The 21,878-nt window shown below is 43.4% G+C and carries 16 protein-coding genes, 2 tRNA genes and 1 other RNA gene; 6 read left to right on the plus strand and 13 right to left on the minus strand.

What is annotated here, in order from left to right; genetic code table 11:
- Positions 1-220 precede the first annotated feature (220 nt).
- Positions 221-433 (plus strand): hypothetical protein, encoded by a 213-nt coding sequence (locus tag AK824_RS04715; protein WP_057759250.1) that lies wholly within the window; start codon positions 221-223, stop codon positions 431-433.
- Positions 434-588: 155 nt separating this feature from the next.
- Here the strand turns inward: AK824_RS04715 and AK824_RS04720 are convergent, their stop codons facing one another.
- Complete coding sequence (locus AK824_RS04720; protein WP_227511205.1) at positions 589-1,992, minus strand: L,D-transpeptidase family protein; 1,404 nt, start codon at positions 1,990-1,992, stop codon at positions 589-591.
- Between the two features lie 340 nt (positions 1,993-2,332).
- Here AK824_RS04720 and prmB point away from each other — a divergent pair, with 340 nt between their 5' ends.
- On the plus strand, positions 2,333-3,505 hold the full coding sequence (prmB, locus tag AK824_RS04730) for a 50S ribosomal protein L3 N(5)-glutamine methyltransferase (protein WP_057759254.1): 1,173 nt from the start codon (positions 2,333-2,335) through the stop codon (positions 3,503-3,505).
- A 144-nt stretch (positions 3,506-3,649) separates the two neighbouring features.
- Entirely contained in the window at positions 3,650-4,753 is a 1,104-nt protein-coding gene (gene aroC / locus AK824_RS04735; protein WP_057759255.1) for a chorismate synthase, read from the plus strand.
- Between the two features lie 134 nt (positions 4,754-4,887).
- Here the strand turns inward: aroC and AK824_RS04740 are convergent, their stop codons facing one another.
- The 4 genes from AK824_RS04740 to AK824_RS04755 all read right to left on the minus strand — a co-directional run bounded on the left by AK824_RS04740 (position 4,888) and on the right by AK824_RS04755 (position 9,503).
- The gene (locus AK824_RS04740) at positions 4,888-5,088 is read right to left on the minus strand and encodes a hypothetical protein (RefSeq protein ID WP_057759257.1); all 201 of its coding nucleotides are present in this window, start codon (positions 5,086-5,088) and stop codon (positions 4,888-4,890) included.
- A 235-nt stretch (positions 5,089-5,323) separates the two neighbouring features.
- Positions 5,324-7,105, minus strand: coding sequence for a two-component system sensor histidine kinase CreC (creC, locus tag AK824_RS04745; RefSeq protein ID WP_057759259.1), 1,782 nt, complete (start codon positions 7,103-7,105; stop codon positions 5,324-5,326).
- Between the two features lie 16 nt (positions 7,106-7,121).
- A complete protein-coding gene (locus AK824_RS04750; protein ID WP_057759261.1) occupies positions 7,122-7,901 on the minus strand; it encodes a response regulator in 780 nt (259 codons plus the stop codon).
- A 231-nt stretch (positions 7,902-8,132) separates the two neighbouring features.
- Entirely contained in the window at positions 8,133-9,503 is a 1,371-nt protein-coding gene (locus tag AK824_RS04755) for a glycerophosphodiester phosphodiesterase family protein (protein ID WP_057759263.1), read from the minus strand.
- 412 nt (positions 9,504-9,915) lie between these two features.
- On the opposite strand from AK824_RS04755, the gene AK824_RS04760 reads away from it, so the two are divergent.
- The 3 genes from AK824_RS04760 to AK824_RS04765 all read left to right on the plus strand — a co-directional run bounded on the left by AK824_RS04760 (position 9,916) and on the right by AK824_RS04765 (position 12,952).
- Entirely contained in the window at positions 9,916-10,587 is a 672-nt protein-coding gene (locus AK824_RS04760; RefSeq protein ID WP_057759264.1) for an alpha/beta hydrolase, read from the plus strand.
- Between the two features lie 85 nt (positions 10,588-10,672).
- Positions 10,673-11,031: a transfer-messenger RNA gene (gene ssrA, locus AK824_RS13415) on the plus strand.
- 292 nt (positions 11,032-11,323) lie between these two features.
- Entirely contained in the window at positions 11,324-12,952 is a 1,629-nt protein-coding gene (locus AK824_RS04765; protein ID WP_057759266.1) for a long-chain-fatty-acid--CoA ligase, read from the plus strand.
- A gap of 281 nt (positions 12,953-13,233) precedes the next feature.
- Here the strand turns inward: AK824_RS04765 and AK824_RS04770 are convergent.
- The 8 genes from AK824_RS04770 to AK824_RS04800 all read right to left on the minus strand — a co-directional run bounded on the left by AK824_RS04770 (position 13,234) and on the right by AK824_RS04800 (position 21,826).
- A tRNA-Leu gene (locus AK824_RS04770) sits at positions 13,234-13,320 on the minus strand.
- 124 nt (positions 13,321-13,444) lie between these two features.
- Positions 13,445-13,518, minus strand: a tRNA-Cys gene (locus AK824_RS04775).
- 181 nt (positions 13,519-13,699) lie between these two features.
- Positions 13,700-13,834 (minus strand): putative transporter small subunit, encoded by a 135-nt coding sequence (locus AK824_RS13690; protein ID WP_211181310.1) that lies wholly within the window; start codon positions 13,832-13,834, stop codon positions 13,700-13,702.
- Positions 13,835-13,918: 84 nt separating this feature from the next.
- Positions 13,919-15,568: a sodium:solute symporter family protein gene (locus tag AK824_RS04780; protein WP_319823146.1), complete on the minus strand. Its 1,650-nt coding sequence runs from the start codon at positions 15,566-15,568 to the stop codon at positions 13,919-13,921.
- Positions 15,569-16,352: 784 nt separating this feature from the next.
- A complete protein-coding gene (gene fdhD / locus AK824_RS04785; RefSeq protein WP_227511206.1) occupies positions 16,353-17,435 on the minus strand; it encodes a formate dehydrogenase accessory sulfurtransferase FdhD in 1,083 nt (360 codons plus the stop codon).
- 94 nt (positions 17,436-17,529) lie between these two features.
- Positions 17,530-19,851, minus strand: a complete 2,322-nt coding sequence (locus tag AK824_RS04790; RefSeq protein ID WP_057759270.1) for an FdhF/YdeP family oxidoreductase — start codon at positions 19,849-19,851, stop codon at positions 17,530-17,532.
- 216 nt (positions 19,852-20,067) lie between these two features.
- A complete protein-coding gene (locus AK824_RS04795; RefSeq protein WP_057759272.1) occupies positions 20,068-20,862 on the minus strand; it encodes an ABC transporter ATP-binding protein in 795 nt (264 codons plus the stop codon).
- A gap of 64 nt (positions 20,863-20,926) precedes the next feature.
- The gene (locus AK824_RS04800) at positions 20,927-21,826 is read right to left on the minus strand and encodes an ABC transporter permease (protein ID WP_057759273.1); all 900 of its coding nucleotides are present in this window, start codon (positions 21,824-21,826) and stop codon (positions 20,927-20,929) included.
- Positions 21,827-21,878: the final 52 nt, after the last annotated feature.

The following is a 21,878-nucleotide window of genomic DNA, read 5'->3' on the forward strand; positions in this document are numbered from 1 at the left end:
AAGATATAGGAGATTCTTAAAAATTATAAAAAAGAATTGAGAGAAGATGGGAGTAAGAACTGATGTTTCTTATGATTAAGTCGAAAACCTTAATAATAGCATGGTTTTTATTCTAAAGTCATTTAATATAGATGCTACAAGGGTTCACGGTAAATACTTACTTTTTTTGTGGAATTAAGGTTAAATATATTATATCCACAATAAAGATAAGGAATAACTTATGAACTGGCCATTATTTTCTGTCATTTACTCAATGACAGCTACCGTGACTATCGGACTTTTTATGATTGGTGCTCTCATTACAGGGTTCGATGAGATATTTCATATTCAGATAGCGGTTGGATTGGGTGTTTTAGCTTCGATACCTGCAGGGTTATTCTTTACCAAAAAAATTGGCAGTATTACTGGGAATGAGGAAGGCTATAAGACATAAAGGCGAACAGTAAAACATAAAGACAAGCAGTGTTATCGATGTGAAGTGGAACCGCCTATCAATAAACAAAAAAAGACCTCAATATTGAGGTCTTTTTTGTCATCATTAAAATTATTTGCTAACTAGCAGCGAAGCTACATTTAATAAGGTTCTATTTATTGAAGTTCGACAACTGCGCCATTCTCAATATTGGCATATACTTCTAACACATCCCAGTTGGTCAAACGAACACAACCTGCTGAGCCTTGACGGCTGATACCTTCAGGTACTGGTGAGCCATGTAAACCGTAAGATGGCTTAGATAATCCCATCCAAACGACACCGACTGGGTTGTTTGGTCCTGGTGCTATCATATGAACTTTCTTTTGAGCGCCTTCACCGACGGTTGATTTATACCAAGGCATTTTCACTTTATTGATAATTTTGAACGTACCTTTTGGAGACGGTGTGGCATCGCTACCAACGGTCGTCGGATAAGTAGCAACCAATTTGTCACCATTATAGGCATACAACGTTTTGTCGGCTTTGTTGGCAACCACGCGATTGATACGTTGGTTCAGCTTGTCACGAGTATTTAGCACTGTGATAGTCTCGCCAACAGCGTACTTTTTATTTTTGTTGAGTTTGTCTAAGTAACGTACATCCATATGGAAACGTTCACCTAGCATCTCTTTAATATCTTGATAATAAAGACCCTTCATTTTTGACTTCGCTTCTGAACCAGAAGGGGTAGTCGCAAAATTGGTATTGATATCGTCTGCGGTCAACGTATAAGTGACCAATACAGGTTTGTTCGCAGGGATATTTTTAACCAAAGCATCCCAAGTTTTTTGGTCCATTTTACCAGTCGCTGGCAAGCCTTTCATCGTTTGGAAGTTAACAAGGGCTTTTTTGCTATTCATACCCCAACCGCCATCGATAGGACCAGGAGAAGCATGGTTCCAATCGAGCAGCGCCTGCATCTTGATCGTCATCGCTGAGTTGACTTTCATATTAGGTGACCAGACAGCACCATTCACTTGCTTAGCATAGTTCGACAAGTTCAGCGTTGTATGTTTCTTACCATCTTTGTCTTCGATGTTTTTGATGGTTGGATCGTCGCTAAAGTCTTGACGCTTCTCACTCTCTGGTAACTCAAAAGCGAGTGGATCAGAAGAGTCGATAGATGATAGATCGCTAGGCGCAGCAACGGCTTGACCTTCACTAATGTCATCATTGCGGTCAGCTTGCTCATCTTTGCGCGTCAGTTCTGCTGCACTCATATTGTCAGCAGCTGGGGCTGGCACGTTTTGACTGGCTTCTTGCTTATTATTGATAAGCTGGTTCATGCTGTCGACTGGTTTCGCTTTCTCTGTATTTAACTGTACAGTAGCAGCGCCATCTGAGCGACTACGGTTCTCTTGCACATTAAGGCTAACCTTTTTGGCAAGACCTGGCGTAGCGTCAGCCGTGCGTACTGGCAATGTGCGAGTACTATCGGCAGGTGCAGCAAGTGCCGCTACACTAGCACTTACAGCTGCGATAGATATGGCAGTAATAATTGGCTTTATTTTCATCATATTGAGTCACTTGTGGTTGCTACTAATGCGGCTATTATGCGCATAATTTGATTGCATCGCAAACTTTTGACACATCTTTTTGCATTTAAGACTTGCCAAACGTCAACTGCTGACGTATTCGCTACAGTTGGGTAATAATTTAACCAAGGTGTGTATGGCGTCGTGCTCGATTCTTACGCAAACTGTTCATTATTCGCACTATTTTTTGTGCAAGTAAAAATGACAGTTATTGGCGCTACTAGAGGTTTACGTCTATAATGTATGACTGAATTTTATTTAATATAACGATTTTTAGCAAAAAGCAATTTAACCCGCTAGCAGTTAATCCACAAGGTGCGATATGTCAGAAGACCAAACAATGAGTGCAGAAGAGTTTCAAAACCAATACTTCAATGATGAGTCTGAGGGCTTAGACGGTGAGATGGAGTATGATTTAGAGACTGGACTTCTTGGTGAGCACGATGAATTTGCTAACTTACATGCAGAGCTAAACGAAGCACGTGAGCAGCTCGTCAGTATTCGCGACTTTATTCGTTTTTCAGTCACGCAGCTGCGTAATTATGATGTCGTTGTTGCACAAGGCACGACCGATGAGTTTGCAGAAGCGTCAGCCATTGTCTTACACTCCTTGTCTCTCGATTGGTCTGCCAATGAGCAGATTTTAGATTGTCGTCTGACCACGTCTGAGAAGCAGTTGGTACTAGGGCTGTTAGAAGAGCGTATCGCTGAGCGTAAACCACTAAGTTATTTGATTAACTTATCGTACTTCTGCGATTTGCCTTTTTATGTTGATGAGCGTGTTCTTATCCCTCGTTCACCGATTGCAGAGTTGATTCGTCAGCAGTTCCATCCGTACTTTGAAGTTACCGAATTGGCCAAACCACTGGGTGTCAGCCCGAATGAAAAGTCAGCGGTATTTTATGACCATGGCTTGGATGTGAAGCAGTTGTCGCAGCCTGAGCGTATCTTAGACTTGTGTACTGGCTCTGGTTGTATCGCTATCGCGCTTGCTACCCGTTTCGTTGATGCGTTGGTCGATGCTGTTGATATCGATAAAGGCGCATTAGAAGTGGCAATGGTCAACGTCGATCATCATGACCTTGGTCATCAAGTGAACGTAATCGAGTCTGATTTGTTTGCCAAGATACCTGCTGAGAACCAGTATGAGCTTATCGTCACCAATCCACCATATGTGGACGCCGCTATCATGGCAGATTTGCCGCCTGAGTTCTTATATGAGCCTGAGCATGCACTAGCAGCGGGTCAAGATGGCTTAGATTTGGTACATCGTATCTTATTTGAAGCGCCAGATTACCTTAGCCCAGATGGGTTGCTGATCTGTGAAGTGGGTGACAGCGAATGGGCGCTAAAACAAGCCTATCCTGAAATTCAATTTGATTGGTTGAAGTTTGCACATGGCGGGCATGGTGTCTTTGCTATTACCTATGATGAGCTAGTCTCAAATCGTCAATTGTTTGCCTCTTATGTTCAGCTATTAGATAGTCTTAGATAGATAAATATTAGCTTGAATGGGCGTCGGCTACACTAGCCGAAACTATGAGCAACAATACAATCACTCATGGCAAGCAATACAAGCAACAGCCATGAGTGATTGGTCAAATAGTCATCAGTAGCGTTTACTTGTTTAAGGACAGTTATGGCAGGCAATAGTATTGGGCAGGTTTTTACGGTCACCACTTGCGGTGAGTCACATGGCGCAGGTCTTATGGCCATCGTTGATGGCGTACCACCAGGTTTGGTGTTATCTGCAGACGATTTACAAGTTGATTTGGATCGTCGTAAACCAGGTACGTCTAAGTATTCAACCCAGCGCCGTGAGTCTGATGAAGTTGAGATTATCTCTGGCGTATTTGAAGGCAAAACCACAGGGACATCCATCGGTCTATTGATTCGCAATACCAATCAAAAATCAAAAGACTATAGCGATATCAAAGATACCTTCCGTCCTGGACACGCTGACTATACTTACAGTATGAAATATGGCTTCCGTGACTATCGTGGTGGTGGTCGCTCGTCAGCGCGTGAGACGGCTATGCGAGTGGCTGCCGGTGCTATCGCCAAGAAATACTTGCAAGAACGTCTGGGCGTACAAATCCGTGGTCACGTTACCCAAATCGGCAATGAGCATAGCAATGTCTTAGACCCAAGCCAAATCGATTGGGAGTTTGTAAATAGCAATCCGTTCTTTTGTGCCGACAAAGAAGCAATTGGTCGTTTTGAGACATTGATTGATAACTTACGCCGCGAAGGCACCAGTTGCGGTGCACGCCTTGATATCATTGCAAGCGGTGTGCCAGTAGGCTTAGGCGAGCCAGTGTTTGATCGTTTAGATGCCGATATCGCTCATGCAATGATGAGTATCAATGCGGTTAAAGGGGTCGAGATTGGTGATGGTATGGCAGTGGCAGGTCAATTCGGACATAGCGCTCGTGATGAGCTGACCCCAGATGGGTTTGCAGCCAACCATGCTGGTGGTGTCTTGGGCGGTATTTCATCAGGTCAAGATATCCGTGTCAGTATCGCGCTAAAACCAACGTCTAGTATTACTACTGCTGGCAAGAGCATTAACATCCAAGGTGAAGCGGTCGATATGCTGACTAAGGGTCGTCATGATCCTTGCGTGGGTGTGCGTGCTACGCCCATTGCCGAAGCGATGCTAGCGATTGTAGTACTCGATCACTATCTGCGTCACCGTGGTCAGAACGCGGATGTAAAGCCGCCAGTACAATCGATTACTTAGTATTTTTGTCGTAGAGAAATCAGCTCTTTATTGCTTCCAGTGATTTAACACTAGAAATAATAAAGGGCTTTTTTATGTCCCAATAAAATACAGACATTACCTAAATACAATCAGTGCGTTGAGCTAGCAAGGTTTTAGGCTGCCAGTTGATATTCATCGATAGCCACACATTGCTGATGCCTAAACACCAACAATAACCGCTGACTAGGCACCGCTAACCAATGACCAAACTCGATACTATCGACGCCTTGGCTCAATAAAGTTTGTGCGCAGTGATGACGGCTAAGGCCGATTAGATTATTGATGATAGGGTTATCAGTTAATTGATATGACATAGATTTTCTACTCCTAATTTGCTTTACGAATTTGATGGTTCAATAGATCCTAGTGCTATCGTAAAATAAAGAAGTAGAAATCCTGTGTAGTCATGATGGAAAGTTGATGAACTATTATATAGTCATTCCACTATAAAAGTATTACAGCGTTAACCTCTCTTGAAGTATCACATATACATCTGCACTCGGTTGCCTTGTACTACTCTTAAATTGAATCGACTATAAGTTATTATTCTCAAGCTAAGGGCAGGGTAATACTAACCATTACACCAGAACGCTGATTTTTACCAGTATCAGCGGCTTTATCATCATTGGCATGGACATTATTGATGGCTACCTGACCACCATGATGTTCAATTACTTGCTTCACTAGTGTTAGACCAAGGCCAGTGCCTTTTTTAAGCGTATTACTACTATGGTCAGTCTGCCTCGGCTCAGTCGTCGGATCTGCCGACTCTGTATATAGATCATTGCTGTCTGTGCGATTCGTTGTTTGTTCCGTTGCTTGAGCTGAGGGTTGGCTTTGATGAGATAAGCTAAAGTAACGCTCAAATGCTTTTGCGACAGCATATTCGGGTAGTAGCTTACCATCATTGAATATATCGATAGTGACGGTTCGAGCAGTGCTATGTAATGAAATCTCAACGGTACGATTTGCAAAGTGTATCGCATTATCAAGCACATTTTGCAGTACTTGTATTAACCAAAACTGGTCAGCATACACGCTGGTCGCTGCCAATATTTCTGCTGGCAAGTTTGCAATGTTGGTCACATTCTTATTATCAATATATATATCGATAGGGTATAGATTCTGCTGTTGCTGCTTGGCCGTATTATCTCTGATCAAACTTTGCAATAACGGTAATAGGGGAGTCAGTTGTCGGTTGAGCTTAAAGGTAGGCTGTTCTACTTTAGCCAGCAACAGAAGTCGGTCGATGAGCTGTTGCATTTTTACGCTTTGCTCACCAACCGTTTCAATAAGCATCTGCCGATCTTCATTATCCAGTTTATTGCTATCCAATCCATCGTCCTCTAACAGCTCGCTACTGGCACGTATGGCGGTCAAAGGGCTTTTCAGCTCATGGGTCAAAGTATGGACATAATCGGTGACATAAGCACGATTTTCCAATCGATGCTTCATGGTCTCGATGGTATCTGTCAGGCTATTTAATTCATGACCCAGATAAAAATAGGGCTTTTTGGTGTCTTCTGCCAATGCACTGGTATATTGAGTCACCAAGGTAATGCTCTGCTTAAGCCACCATGCTACTAGACCTGCCAGTATAAGGGCGGCGATACTGATAAGTAGTGAGGTGATGAGCATGCGGTTACGCGTGTCATCTAAATAAGGCAATACGCTAGCGACAGGCTTACCGACACTGACCACACCGATGATATCTCCAGACGGATTTTTGATGGGCTGAGCCACATACATGACTGAACCATCGCGCCGCTGATAATCTCGCAGCGTGCTTCTTGCGCCGTATTGTCCCTTTAAGGTGAGATAAACATCATTCCAGCGTCCATAGTTTTGCCCTTCATTATTATCAGGTTTGGGTAATGAGTCATAAATGACTATGCCGCTACTGTCTGTCACATATACGCGAAAGCTACTGTAGCTTTTGGTTTGATCGATAGGACTTAGCGTTTCGTCCATCGCTGGCATGCCGATAAATGCAGCATCAAGTTGCGCTTGATATTCCTCGTCATATAACTGTCCTGTAGATAACGGCACCTGTAGACTGGCTGCTAACAGTTTGCTAGTGTCTAGGAGAGTGTCTTCAATGACCTGCTGCGCGGTTGGCTTGACGTAGCCAAACAACTGAGTAAACACGACCACGCCGCATATGATGAGTACCAAAGCGACTGCAAGCCAAATCCTAAAAAATATACTTAAATTGAGCAGTCGTTTGCGTTTGGGAGCTTGCTGAGCAGTACCAATAGGATGCAGTTTGGCATACCAATTGCTTTGGTCGTTATGAATATCATTTTCAGCAGGATTGGTTTTATTATTCATAAACTAGCAGCCACTGTTAAGCGGGACATAATGCGTAACCCAGTCCGCGATGCGTATGGATTACATCGACATTAGCATCTACCATAGCAAGCTGTTTACGAATTGACTTGATATGACTGTCTATAGTTCGCGCCAAGCGGTGGTCAGGATAGTCGCTTACTGCGCTAAGCAATTGCTCACGGCTAAAGACTTGCTGCGGCGCTTGTAATAGTGTCAGCAAAATTTTGCGTTCTGTATTGCTAAGTTCAAGCTTTTGCTCTTGCCACGTTAATGAATAGTTCAGCGGTTGATAATGCCAAACGCCAGATTGGTTCTCAAACGTTAACGCTTGTCCTGATAGGTTATTCGAGGAAGTATTATCCGTACTGTTATCTGAGTTTATGGTATGAGAGCCTGACTGTTGAATCAGCTGTTCACGTCGCCAAATGGCTTTTAAACGCGCGACCAATTCACGTGGACTAAAGGGTTTGGCGCAATAATCATCGCCGCCCATCTCTAATCCCAAAATCCGATCGACTTCATCGCTACGTGCAGTTAAAAACACGATAGGCAAATCTTTTAAGGCGTCGATATCAGGCGTATGACGTATTTGCTGACATAGACTCAAGCCGTCACCATCTGGCAGACCGACATCCATAATGATCGCCGATAGATCTTGTGCTTCATAACTATGCAACATGGGTAACACGCTACTGGCATTATCCAACCAAGTTATCTGCCATCCTTCGCGCTTGCAGGTGACCTTGAGTGACATCGCGATCGCAGGATCATCTTCTACCAGTAAAATATGGGTCATAGTTTCTACATCGTCTTATAAGCTTAATAAATTATCGTAGCACAAAACAGCAGACTGCTCTTGCTGCTACGAGTCGAATGGTGTGAAAAGTTAATGGAAAAGTAGGGTGCTCAGTAGATAGTGTGCGATGTAATTATTTTAATGCATTTAAAAAAAGGCCAGCTCAATAAATAAGCTGGCCTTGGTAACGAAGATTAAGCGTAATTATCTATTAATAGACTAAGCATAAATCTATTTAAGACCTTTGCAGTTGGCATAGTAGCTTACCGTAGCGGGCCAATCTGAGAAAATACCTTGGACACCGACGTCTTGCGCTAGTACGTCAATATAATTCATTATATCACCATCATTGTTGATAGCATCACCAAGACCGCTATAGTACCAATCGCCACCATCGGTTAATGGCCCTGAACGCTCTATCGACCAAGTAATGATTTTTAGACCATTGGCTTTGGCTTGTTTTGCGTATTCTGATGGTTGCATATTTCCCTTACCATCAGTAGTGACTAACAACCAAAGTGCTGGGGCAATGGTGTTAATGCCGCGTGCTTTGATATCAGCCAATGAGTGCTTCCATGTGGCTGCGTCATCTTTATCAAATGTTTTATCGTCAGCGGTCTCATTACTGTCATCGATTAGATAAACGGCATTAGCCCCATAAGCTGGCTCGTTTTTGATCCAGTAATCAAGATCTTCTATATTAAATGACTGGGCAAATATATCGCTTGCAGGCACGCCCGCTTCCTCATAAGTATCTATCAGCTGTTGACGGTAGTCGTTCAAACGATAGCCATTAAACGGCATGGTCACGGCGGGTGCTTTTAACTCAGGCGTGTGCTTCATACCTAGCTTGCGTGCCAACGCGATATGCTCTTTTAAAGTTAACACTTTGCCATTTTGCGAGTATAAGTCCGTTCGCCAAGGCGCAGTCGCATTCATGTATTCATTAAGGCTGGTTGCTTTTTTATTGGCAGCATCCATCTTACCCGTCAAGGTTTTAAACTGAGCGGCACTGATATCTGAGGTGCGACATTCGATACTATCGGCATTGGTAAGTTTGCCTTTAGCATCCAATATGGGCGGTACGGTGCATTGGTTGGCGAGCGGCGTGGCTAATATATTAGTAGTGGTGTGCAAATCGTTCTGGGCGTGACGACAGACAAGCTCACCGTCATTGGTAAAAGCGACATCACATTCCAAGATGCCAGCACCCATTTGTGCTGATGCCACGTAGCTATCATAAGTATGTTCAGGCAACTGTAATGGCGCACCTCGATGCGCAATAGAGAAGTCGGTCTTACTTGGCAGTTGCCCTCTGCACGCCTGTAGCTCTTCTTTTAGTGGTCCATCATCCATATCATTTATCAGATAAAACGGACGCACTCCATAGGTATATGCGACAGGTGAGGGCGATTGTGGCTGTGATTGCGGTTGCGCTGTCGATAAAGGGGCTTTTGATGTGAGCGTTGAGCGGCTATCGGTAGTGCAGCCTACTATCAATAATGAGCTGATTAGCGTTAAAGGTAAGGCGATATTAATCTTATTAACCTTAGCCGGCGTCTGCTTACTCAGCTCAAGCGCTGATTTATTAGAAATTGTCATGTAAAATGTTCCTGCAAAATTATAAAAAATCCCATCGGACGTATGAATAGGAATTGAAAAATTAACGTTTGACTATTGGTTGCTACTTGCCAAAAGAAGCTAAGGGTCATGCATTCTTGTAAGAACTTAGCATTAATAGGGATACAATTGTAGGCACATGTACTAAAGAATAGACAGCTGACAGTATTTGAGCTTTATAGTTTTAAGCTTGATAGTATTGAGCTTATCGGTCGTAAAATCATACGTGTCTTCTTATACTGTTCACATTTTTGCTATTGTCCATTTAGTACCTCACTATTGACCATACTCTCAAACTAACAGATGATATTGACGATATAATGACACACACGTTATTTTGGCAAAAAATATAGAAATGCTTAAGGCATATCTCACTACATTATTAAGGATAACTATGAGTAATTATTTAGATGCAGTCGTCGTTGAGCACAATCCCTCTCAAAAAAAGATAGATCGCGCAGTGATTTGGCTACATGGCTTAGGTGCTAGCGGTCATGATTTTGAGCCAGTGGTACCGCAGCTTGGGTTGGCTGATGATATGGCAGTACGTTTTATCTTCCCACATGCACCTAAACGCCCAGTCACAGTAAATGGCGGCATGGTGATGCCAGCATGGTACGACATCATAGAGATGAGTCTAGAGCGTAAAGTAGATGTGGCTCAGATTGAAGATTCTGCTCAGCAAATACAAGATTTGATCAGTCGTGAGATAGAGCGCGGCGTGCTACCAGAGCATATCGTCATCGCAGGGTTTTCGCAGGGCGGGGCAGTTGCGTATCATTTGGTACTTGGCTATCCAGAACGTTTGGCTGGCTTGATGACGCTCTCTACGTACTTAGCAACCAATGACAATATTGAGTATAGTGCTGCTAACAAAGACATGCCGATTTTGATTGAGCATGGTTCACATGATCCAGTCGTGCCTGTCATCCTAGGTGAGCAAGCCCAGCAGTTATTGTCGGCAAAGGACTATAATGTTTCTTACAATACGTATCCGATGGCACATCAAGTCTGCATGCCGCAGATTCAAAATATCGGCAAATGGTTAAACACTGTTTTGGCGTAAATTATTAAGCTGTAACGTAATGTAATGCAGGCTACTTATAGGTTGAAACCTAACCGATATCTCATATATAATAGCCAGTCTTATTGGGGATGTTCTGGCTTCGACGCTGGTGATGAAACTCAATGATGCATGTCGAGAGTGTATGTCCTCTCGTTAATCAAACATATATTGTTATAGTCGCAAACGACGAAACTTACGCTCTAGCAGCTTAAACCCTGCTTACTTAGTTGCTGATCACCTACAGTTGGTTAACTAAGTTGAAGCGTCCGCATGTAGGCTCGCCACAAGTGATTGTCTCAATTGCTTGGGTTCAAAAGTAGAGAATCGTCCAATCCATCCTGACTGTCGGATCGGTGCGGATTAAAACTAAAGACAGAAACTAAACATGTAGATTCATGAGCGTAATGCTGGCGGACGCGGGTTCAACTCCCGCCATCTCCACCAAACATTAAAAATCCGATCACTTAGGTGGTCGGATTTTTTTTGTCTAAATTTTATGGTTAATTAAACGAGTCATGATGCTGATGAACTTTTAATGAGAATATAAAAAATATTTATATAGAGTAATTATTAGGTCTTTAAAGTTGAATCACAATTTTTTGTTGCCTATTGAGAACATAATATTAACTTGTCTTAAAGAATAATTCTGATTATTCTTAGTTGAGGCCTATTCTTCGCATCAGGCGATGCAGTAGCAAGAATAAGCGGACTTTCAAATAACTACAGGGAATGTATTATGTTGGGAAAAATGATGTATCAGCCATTGCTGATCAGTGGTCTAATCGAACACGCTGCCCGTTATCATGGTGATACGGCAGTTTTGTCTAAAGAAGTCGACGGACAGATGACTCATACCAATTGGCGTACTGTCTCAGATAACTCAAAACGATTGGCCAATGCGTTGGCTACACTGGGACTTAAATCATCAGAACGCATAGCAACTTTGGCTTGGAATAATCGTCGGCACTTAGAAGCTTGGTATGCGATTTCAGGTAGTGGCATGGTTTGCCATACTATCAATCCACGTTTGTTCCCCGAGCAGCTTAGCTACATTATCAATGACGCTGATGATCGAGTACTGTTTTTTGATACTACTTTCCTACCGCTAATTATTGCAATCAAAGAGCATATCAAAGGTGTTGAACACTTCATTTGTCTAAGTGATCGAGATGATAGTATCGTCGAAAAGCTGCCTAATGTACTGTTCTTTGATGAGCTATTAGCAGAAAACTCGACTGACTTTGACTGGCCCCAATTCGATGAAGCAACAGCCAGCTCTTTATGCTACACCTCAGGAACTACCGGTAACCCTAAAGGAATTTTATATACGCATCGCTCTTCTGTGCTGCATGCGATGGCATTGTGCATGCCTGATGTCTCCGCGCTCTCTGCACAAGACGTTTTGTTACCCGTAGTACCGATGTTCCATGTCAATGCGTGGGGCACACCTTATGCAGCTGCCCTGACTGGCTGCTCTCTCATACTTCCTGGTCCAAATCTCGATGGTGACAGCCTAGTATCTCTCATTGATGATTGTCATGTTACGGTTGCTCTAGGGGTTCCAACAATCTGGCAAAGCCTATTAACCGCTGCCAAAGCCAGAGGTAGTAAGCTTGATAGCATGACGCGTACTATCGTCGGAGGAGCCGCATGCCCACCATCAGTAATCAAAACGTTCAGAGAAGACTTTAACTGCGATGCGGTGCATGGTTGGGGCATGACAGAAACCAGCCCACTTGGAACGATGAATCAAATAAAAGCCAAGCATAAATCGCTGAGTAAAGATGAGATTAATGAGTTGCGTAACTCTCAAGGTCGTCCACCCTACGGCGTTCAGCTACGTCTCATAGATACTGATGAGCCGCTACAGCAAGTTGAAGAAGATGGTATGTCTCAAGGTCGTCTACAGATCAAAGGACACTGGATCATCAACGATTATTACACAGAAAATCCTGATGCGATAACTGAAGATGGTTGGTTCGACACAGGTGATATTGCAACTATTGATGCCGATGGCTATATGAATATTCGGGATCGCTCAAAAGATTTGATTAAATCTGGTGGAGAGTGGATATCGTCAGTAGAGCTTGAAAACATCGCAGTCGCCCATCCGCAGATAAGAATGGCGGCCGCTATTGCGGCAAAGCATAAAAAATGGAGCGAGCGTCCAGTATTGATTGTGGTAAAAGAACCAGATTCAGAAATTGATGAGTCGCAAGTACTGAGCTTTTACGAAGGTAAAATTGCCAGCTGGCAAATACCCGATAAAGTCATATTTGTAGATAATATCGTGCTAAATGGCGCTGGGAAAATGGTCAAAAAGGATTTGCGTGATGACTATGGCAACGTATTGTTGGATAGCTGATTTAGCTGTTAAAAGCAAAAATTGACAATGCTACTTGCAAAATCAAGTTTGTAGTCTAGTTAGATTTCTCTAAGAATAGTGGTATAGGTGAGTAGGGCGTTTGAGATGCTCGTCATCTATATCGCTCGTCATGATTATTTTAAATGAGCACTAAGAGATTCATGTACATCAGATGCATAGATTGGGATAGATAGAGCAGGACAGTATAGAACGCCAGATACAACAAAGCCCCTGATATCAGGGGCTTTAGCTGTTCTATAAGATAGTATAGGACTATGTAATGGTACCCGGAGCCGGACTTGAACCGGCACGCTATTGCTAGCGAGGGATTTTAAATCCCTTGTGTCTACCAATTTCACCACCCGGGCAAAACTTGTTTTATCTAAGATGTAAACTAGCTGATAGACCATCTAGTTACTAGATAAGTGGTCGCTATTATAATCGGTTGTGATAATAATGCAAGCCAAAATTAACGTAAAGTTAATAAATAATTGGAGGCTGGAGTCGGAATCGAACCGGCGTTAACGGAGTTGCAGTCCGCTGCATGACCACTCTGCCATCCAGCCAATCAAGGTCGCCTATATTAGCAAAAATATAGTAAATTACAAGTCCTTTTTTCGTTAAAAACAGCTTATTTATTATCTTGTCTATATTTAACCCCAATTTAGGAGCGTTTATACTATTAATAGGCTTTTTCAAGCCGTCAGTAAACCAGCGTTTAATGATGATGGTTTAAAATATAATATGCTAAACAATATCTCTATTGTCACGTTTGGCACTTTTCACATCACGATAAGTGGCCGTGCAAATTAATACGAGTACGCCAAGAGTAATGGCGGGCCAAATTAAGATATATAAGCCGTAGATAAAAACGTTGTCCATGATATCTCCTTATAATATCGCTAAGTAAGTAGCGATTAGCCAAATACTTCTGGCCAATCGGCACTTGGATAAAGCGACTTTGATTTAAGATTTAAGTGACGATGGGATTTCCGACTTTTTATCGTAATTGCCCACACGCTGCTTAATTAAGTCGAAGTCGAAGTGTTCGTCTCCCATCAGGCTGATAATCACACAGACGACGGTACTAGCGCCGTAAGCTGTTAGAGAGGCTAGCAGGACCATATATTGACGTAAGAAGCCAGTAGCGAAGATAAGCATCAGCACTAGCGTGATAACTGCGGCGACCATGCCAATCTTACGACCTAAGAACCCAAAGACCATTAGACCAATAACGACGGCTGCACCGACACTAGCCAGTATTTCAAAGAATAGGGCAGTGACACCAGTGATTGGGAGTAATTCGAAACGGGCAACGCAAAATAAGAGTAGTCCGACGATAACTGCTGAGGTAAAGGCAGTGTTGGTGACGCGATTCCAAAACACACTGGCGATAACAGGGAAGACAATAGCCCCCCATAGTGCACCAACAAATACTAGCATGACGAGAATATCAAGCTTAAAGCTCGCAAAAATTAGTCCAGCTGCTGTCGCAACAATCATCGTGCCGCGACCAATTAGCATCATTGTTTTAGGTTTAACATGGCCTTTTTTGGCGATATTTTTACCGTAGACATCCGCCATCATAATGGTTGATAGCGCTGATAAATCTGAGTCAGCGGTCGAGGACAACGACCCAATCACTAAGATAAAGAATAAGGCGATAAAGACAGGATGCAGATAAGTACTGACCATTTGAGGAATGAGGTTATTCATATTGCCATCGAGTGGCTCCACGCCAATCGTCACAGCCATTAGTCCAATCATTCCAAGACCAATAACGATACCAGCATAGCCGACTGTAGCAGTGATAAACGTCGCTTTAATCTTAGTTTTATCAATCGCAAATAGGCGCTGAGTGATGGTTTGATTACCGATAGCATATGCTAATACAGCGACGAAGTAGGGCGCACCTTGTTGAAAGAATGCCTCAGAGGAGAAAAAGTTCTGCTGCTCTAACGTCAGGTTCGACAGCCCGCTGACCATAACCTCAGGGCCACCCATGCCAAATAACACGGCGGGAATAATGACAATGCCAATGGCCATTAGAGCGACCAACTGGGCGAAATCCGTAAAGACAGATGCTCGAAACCCTGATGTCAATGTATAACTCAGGACACCGATACCTGCGATCATTACCCCTGTTTGGAACGATAATGGCGACAGGACTGACACCAATGCCCCAGCAGCGGTAAAGTTGACCATCAAGCTAATTAAACTGCCCATAATATTGGATATGGCTAAGATTAATTGGCTTGATGAACCGTGGCGGGCATGAATCAGTTCACCTAGTGTATGGCCATCTGGTGCCAATTCACGAAAGCGCATACCAAAAGGGTAGATGAATAAAATCATCAATGCACCCCAAAAGCCATAATGTATCGGCCCTGATACGCCGTACTTATAGCCAGAGGTAGCCGCAGCGTAAAATGAGGCTGCCCAAATCCAAGTGGCGGTCATGCTGGCTGCACCCATACCAAAGCCAACACCGTGACCTGCGACCATAAATCCAGAAGTGGTCTCTTTATCTTTTTTGATTAATAAGGACAGTAAATAGGTGCCGCCATAAAATGCTAATAATAATAAAATAATCGTTAATGATGAAAATTGGAACAATGACTCAGTTTTCAAACTCAGACCTCGCAATTGTTAGTTGATGAATAAAGTTCAGCAAAAATGAAAGATACCAAACCATTAGGAATACAGCATAGCCTACACAGTCCTCATACCGAACGTATGTGGCTAATATAAATAGCGAAAATACCAACTGCAGTGGTAAGCAAATGCTAAGTGTTACGCCCAAATCTTAATGAGACAGATACTGTCAAATCAAAAAGACAGGGACTACTTTCAATAGGCGTCAGTTAATGGGTAAACCATCACGCTATTAATAGGCATACACAAAGGTAGCTACATGCTAAAGAAAACTCATGTGATGAGTGTCTATAGCGGAATTACGAATAAGCACTAAGCCATGATAAAATGACCCGAACTCGATTTAGACAGCCTTATCAGCTGTAATAAACAATAGCTGAGAAATCTCTACTCATCTATTGCGATTGATGTGTTACTAAGCGGCATTAATAAATAAAACTACATATTTGTTAAGTGCCTGTAACATATTTGCGGGATAAGAGTAACCTATTATGTCATTAACCTCAAATATTATCCGAGATTTACCAGACAATGACCGCAGATGACATATAAGTAGTTATTTAAAGAGATTTAATAAGATGTTCAATAAAGCATTGAAAGATAGGGATTTATTATGAAAAGTATCGAGTGATATATCGCTATGAGCTAAATTATAACTACAAATGATTAGCTGAATTTTTCATTAGAAAGAAATAGATGATGGGCGATAGACGGGTGCTCTAAATGAACAAGTAGAAGTGAGTTTTTATATATTATCTTGTTTGGTATAGTAAGTGACTCGGTTATCACGTAAAAATCCAGCCAATCCAAGTCCGTAACGCTTAGCCACGCGCACCGCTGTACTGGTGGGTGCTGACATGCCAACTAGCCACGGGATTTGACTTCGAATGGACTTTTGAACCAGCTCAATAGAGAGACGCGAAGTCATAAGCACACAGCTAACGTCTGCTTTCTGGCGTAATTGCCAACCGATAAGTTTATCGAGTGCATTATGGCGGCCTACATCCTCAAATAAGTATAGCTGCTGATTATGTATCGTTGCTGCGGCGTGTACTGCACCTGTCAGTTGATGTGTATGCTGCGCAGCATCCACTTGTTGACGCAGTGCCAATAGGTAGTCAAGACTTGGAACAGTCGTCTTAGCACTATCGTTGCTTGTCGATTGATTATGGTCGGACTGTAGACTGCTTTGAGAGTAAGCACTTAAATCAGGCAAAGCTTGTGTTAATCCAGTAATACCGCACATACCGCAGCCTGTACGCCCTGCTAGCTGACGTTTCTGTGCTTGGATACGTTGATGGCAGCGTTGGCTCAATACCAACTCCACGACATAGATATCGTAGTCTTGAAATTGTTCTAAGCTTTGCTCAATTGATACTGAGTCAAGACTTTCATCATTCGAATCTTGAGCGAACTGCTGGTAGCTAGCGATATCTGCAAGGTGAGTCACTTCCCAATCGAGTAACTCGTGACTGTATTGAATTAAGCCTTCGCTAAATAAAAAACCAACAGCCAAATACTCTAGCTGATGTGGACTGGCCATCAGCACAGCATAATGAATCCCATTAATGATGATAGAGACCACAGCTTCGACTACTAAGCTGGTGGTCTGAGGCTCGATTTGAAGGTGAGAGTCATGATTAGGGCCACTACTAATTGATGGGTAATGATGTTTTTGTGCTAAGTGGCTACGAGCAAGTGGTGTCTCTGACACCCTATCATCGTTAGGCAGCTCAGGTGTAACTATCTTAGTGCTAGTTGAATTATCTATCATAGCGGGGTCGATAAGAGCCTCACTTTGCTCAGCATTATTTTCAATGGTTATCACGGTTTATCATGGCCTAAAATTATGAGCGTGCTTATGGTCATCTAGAGGGAGAGCCAATGAAAATATCATTCTCATTGGCTCTTCGCAGTATGATTTACGCAGGCGTAGCTAGCGGCGTGCTTGCCTCTACGCGCTCTAAAACGACGGTGGTCGATTTGTACGCTGGGATATGAGAGTCTGGCGCATGTGTCTCTAAATCAAAGAGGTCATTGCATTCAGGATAGTAAGCGGCAACAGCGTTAGAGGCAATATCCATCTCGCTCAATACCAATGGGCCTAATACGCGTGGTTGCTCTAGGCTATCTTTAGCACGCTGGCGAGTGACCATAACACGGTCACCTTTTTGCCAACCTAAACGGCTTATCTCATCGGGATGCATGAACAGCACGTCACGACGATCCGTTTGACGATAGCGATCTTTAAACCCAAAAATCATAGTGTTGAATTGGTCATGGCTGCGGACACTGGTCAATTGCCAAATCTTTTGTGCTGTATCTGCATGGTCATCGATATCATTTGCAGCTGCCATTTGTGCAGCGACAAAAGTAATCGGATATTGTGGCACTTCAAACTGGGCTTTGCCGCTTTCGGTATTCCATACACGATGACGCGCTGCATGATACAAATGAAAGCCACGCTCAGAGGTGCGAATACGCTGATTAAAGTCTTCAAATCCATTAATCGCTTGAGCGATATAGTCTCGAATAATATCGAAATCTTCACTCATCGCAAGCCAAGGAATAGACGAGTCGGCGCCGAGTACATGAGTCGCAATATCCGCTACGATTTGAGCTTCAGATTTTAGAGTATCACTAACAGGTTTGAGCTTGCCCTGAGTTGGTACGATCTGACACATAGAGTCTTCGATAGTGGCAAACTGCTCACCCTTTGTGGTGACAATACGTTCGGTACGACCTAGGCAGGGCAGGATCAAATTGTTTGCACCGGGGTATAGCATAGTCTCATTAAGCTTGGTACCGACAAATATATTAAGCTGAGTATTGGTTAAGGCTTGCTCAATAGCACTGGTATCAGGGGCAGCTACGGCGTAGTTACCGCCCATACCCATAAAGACTTTTAATTTACCTGCGATAAGAGCCTTGGCACCTGTAACGACATCGTAGCCATGCTCTTGCGGCATAGGATGCTCAAACACACGCTCTAAACTGTCTAGTAAGCTTTTGCTAGGACGCTCATGGATACCCATGGTGCGATCGCCCTGTACGTTGGAGTGTCCACGTACTGGGGATGCACCGGCGCCGTCGATACCAATCATACCCATCAGCAGGAGCAAATTGGTAATCATCGCGACATTGTCATCACCTTGCACATGCTGAGTAATGCCCATGCCCCAAGTGCAAATCGTTGCTGGACTATCAGCTACTAACTCAGCGAGATTGATAATATCTGTCTGAGAAATACCGCAGCCAAGTGTGATATCTGACCATGATTGCTCTGTTAGCCACTGTTTTATAGGTTCAAATCCTGAAGTATGAGTGGTAATAAACTCATGATTGATTTTATCGTTTTCGATCAACCATTTGGCAATGCCCGTCAATAACGCTGCATCACCGCCGATTTGAATTTGAATAACGTCATCGACCATGTCAGCGCTTTGACCAGCTGCCATGTGTGTTGGTTTTTGCGGATTCCTAAATTTACTCAGGCCTTGCTCACGCATCGGGTTGATTGAGATGATTCGACAGCCTTGCTCATGCGCATGGGCGAGCATCTCTAGCATACGTGGATGGTTAGTCGCTGGGTTTTGCCCAAACATCAATATCAGCTTGGCCTGCTCGAAATCTTCTAGCATCACGGTCGCTTTACCAATACCTAGCTGTCTGCTTAGCATTACTGAGGTTGGCTCGTGACACATATTTGAGCAATCAGGCAAATTATTGGTACCAAAGCAGCGTACAAATAACTGAAATAAGAAGGCAGGCTCATTAGTCACACGGCCTGACGTATAAAATAATGCCTCATCAGGTGAATCTAGCTGTCCTAACTGCTCAGCGATCAGGCTATAAGCAGCTTCCCAAGGGATAGGCACATAGCGATCTTGCGCCGCATCGTAATACATCGGCTCTGATAAACGACCACTGTGCTCAAGCTCGTAACCAGTCCAGCCCTGTAGTTCAGTAACAGTATGCCTTGCAAAAAACTCGGCATCTGCTTTATGGGTCATGGTTTCACTGGCAATGACTTTAATACCGTTCTCGCAAACATCGATGGCTTTGTGTGACTTATGGTCAGGCCAAGCACAGCCTGGGCAGTCAAATCCGCCTTGTGGCTGATTGCTTTTAAATACACTTATACCGCCGCGCAAAAACGTCTTATAGTCCATTAGCTTTTGGGTAGATGAGATCAGCGCAGGCCAACCAGCAGCAGGGTGGGAATAAATAGGAATTTTGCGCATGACAGACCTCATATAGTAAGTGACAACAGCGAAGCTTTGATAGACGACAACTATATAATGGTCAGTAAAAAGTTCATATGATCATTAACTATAGATAACAAAAAACCTCCAAGAAAAATCAATTCTCTTGAAGGTTTTTGAGGTTGTCGAAAATGGTTATATCCGACAGGTACAAATTTATAAATCGTAAGTCATTAGCGGTATTAGCTCAAAAACTTAGCTTAAAATCAGACTATCGTCTTCAACTTTTTCACCACGTGTCTGCTCGAACATATCGAGCAGGTCATGTACAGTCATGCCTTTGCGAATGTCACCAGCCACATCCAACACGACTTGACCTTGGTGCAGCATAACGGTGCGTGTACCATGTGCCAATGCTTGTTGCATAGAGTGGGTAACCATCATCGTAGTCAGCTTATTGTCCGTGACAATCTTATCAGTTAATTCTAAGACAAATGCCGCAGTCTTAGGATCGAGAGCTGCAGTATGCTCATCAAGCAACAAGATTTTAGAGGGCTGCAATGATGCCATTAGCAGACTTACCGCTTGACGTTGACCACCAGAGAGTAGACCCATACGGTCGGTTAGACGATTTTCTAGACCTAATTTTAAAACGGATAGTTTTTCTCGGAACAAATCACGGTTGTTCTGGTTCAATGCAAATTTTAGACCGCGATTACCGCCGCGTTTGTAGGCCAAAGCCATATTTTCTTCAATCGTTAGCGCTTCACAAGTGCCGGCCATCGGATCCTGAAAGACACGAGCAACCCAATGCGCGCGTTGATGGGCAGATTTTTTGGTCACATCAATGCCATTTAGCAAGATTGAGCCACTATCAACGCGCGTCGTACCGCTTACTGCGTTCAAAAAAGTAGATTTACCTGCGCCATTGGTACCGATGACAGTGACAAATTCACCATCAGCGATATTTAAACTGATACCACGTAGGGCAGGGTTTTCGATAGGCGTGCCTGGGTTAAAGGTCAACCGTAAATCGGTGGCTTGCATCATAGTCGTTATTCCTTATTGTCTCTTCAAGCATCGCAAGTATTATAAATACCTGCTTTGACTGTCATTAGGCGCGAACTTTGCGTGATAAAAACTTGGTTTTCGCTTTTGGCAATACCAAGGCTAATACCACGAGCAATGCGGTAATCAAGTTCAAATCCTGTGGACCAAAGCCGATGCTACGTAGTGTATCGCTTGATAGTGCAACCTGAATAAACAGTTTGTACAATACCGCGCCGACAACAACGGCAAAGGTAATCAGCCAAATACGTTTGGCAGGAATGATTGTCTCACCGATGATGACTGCTGCTAGACCAATGACGATCGTACCGATACCAATGGAGATGTCCGCGCCACCCTGAGTCTGGACAAACAGCGCACCTGCTAGAGCAATCAAACCGTTAGAAATCGCCATACCGATGATGGTCATCCATGAGGTATTGATACCTTGGGCCTGTGCCATTCTTAGGTTTGAGCCAGTAGCACGCATCGACAGACCTGTCTCAGTGCTATAGAACCAGTTCAAAAATAACATGGCAGCTGCGATAACGACACCAATAATCAGGCAGCGCATCCAATAACCATTACCATCGGTCACTAAGGTGCTAAACACTGTGGTTTCACCAAGAAGAGGTAGGTTTGGCGCGCCCATGATGCGTAGGTTGACAGAATATAAGGCAACCATGACCAAAATACTGGCAAGCAGCTGCAAGATGCCAAGTTTGACATGCAACCACGCAGTGACGATACCAGCGACTGAACCTGCTAACATCCCAAAAGCACAGGCCAACCATGGGTTGATACCAGCGATGATAGAAATACCAGCGACTGCGCCACCTAACGGAAAACTACCGTCAGCGGTCAAATCAGGGAAGTCGAGCGTACGAAATGAGATAAGCACACCGAGTGCTACTAGGCCATAAATCAGACCACTTTCAAGCGCACCAAAAAAAGCAATTAAAGACATAAGAGATCAGTAAGTCATAACCAAGTGTCTAGCGTATGGTACTAAGATAAGT

This window comes from Psychrobacter sp. P11G3 (genome assembly GCF_001435845.1).
Lineage (GTDB): Bacteria > Pseudomonadota > Gammaproteobacteria > Pseudomonadales > Moraxellaceae > Psychrobacter.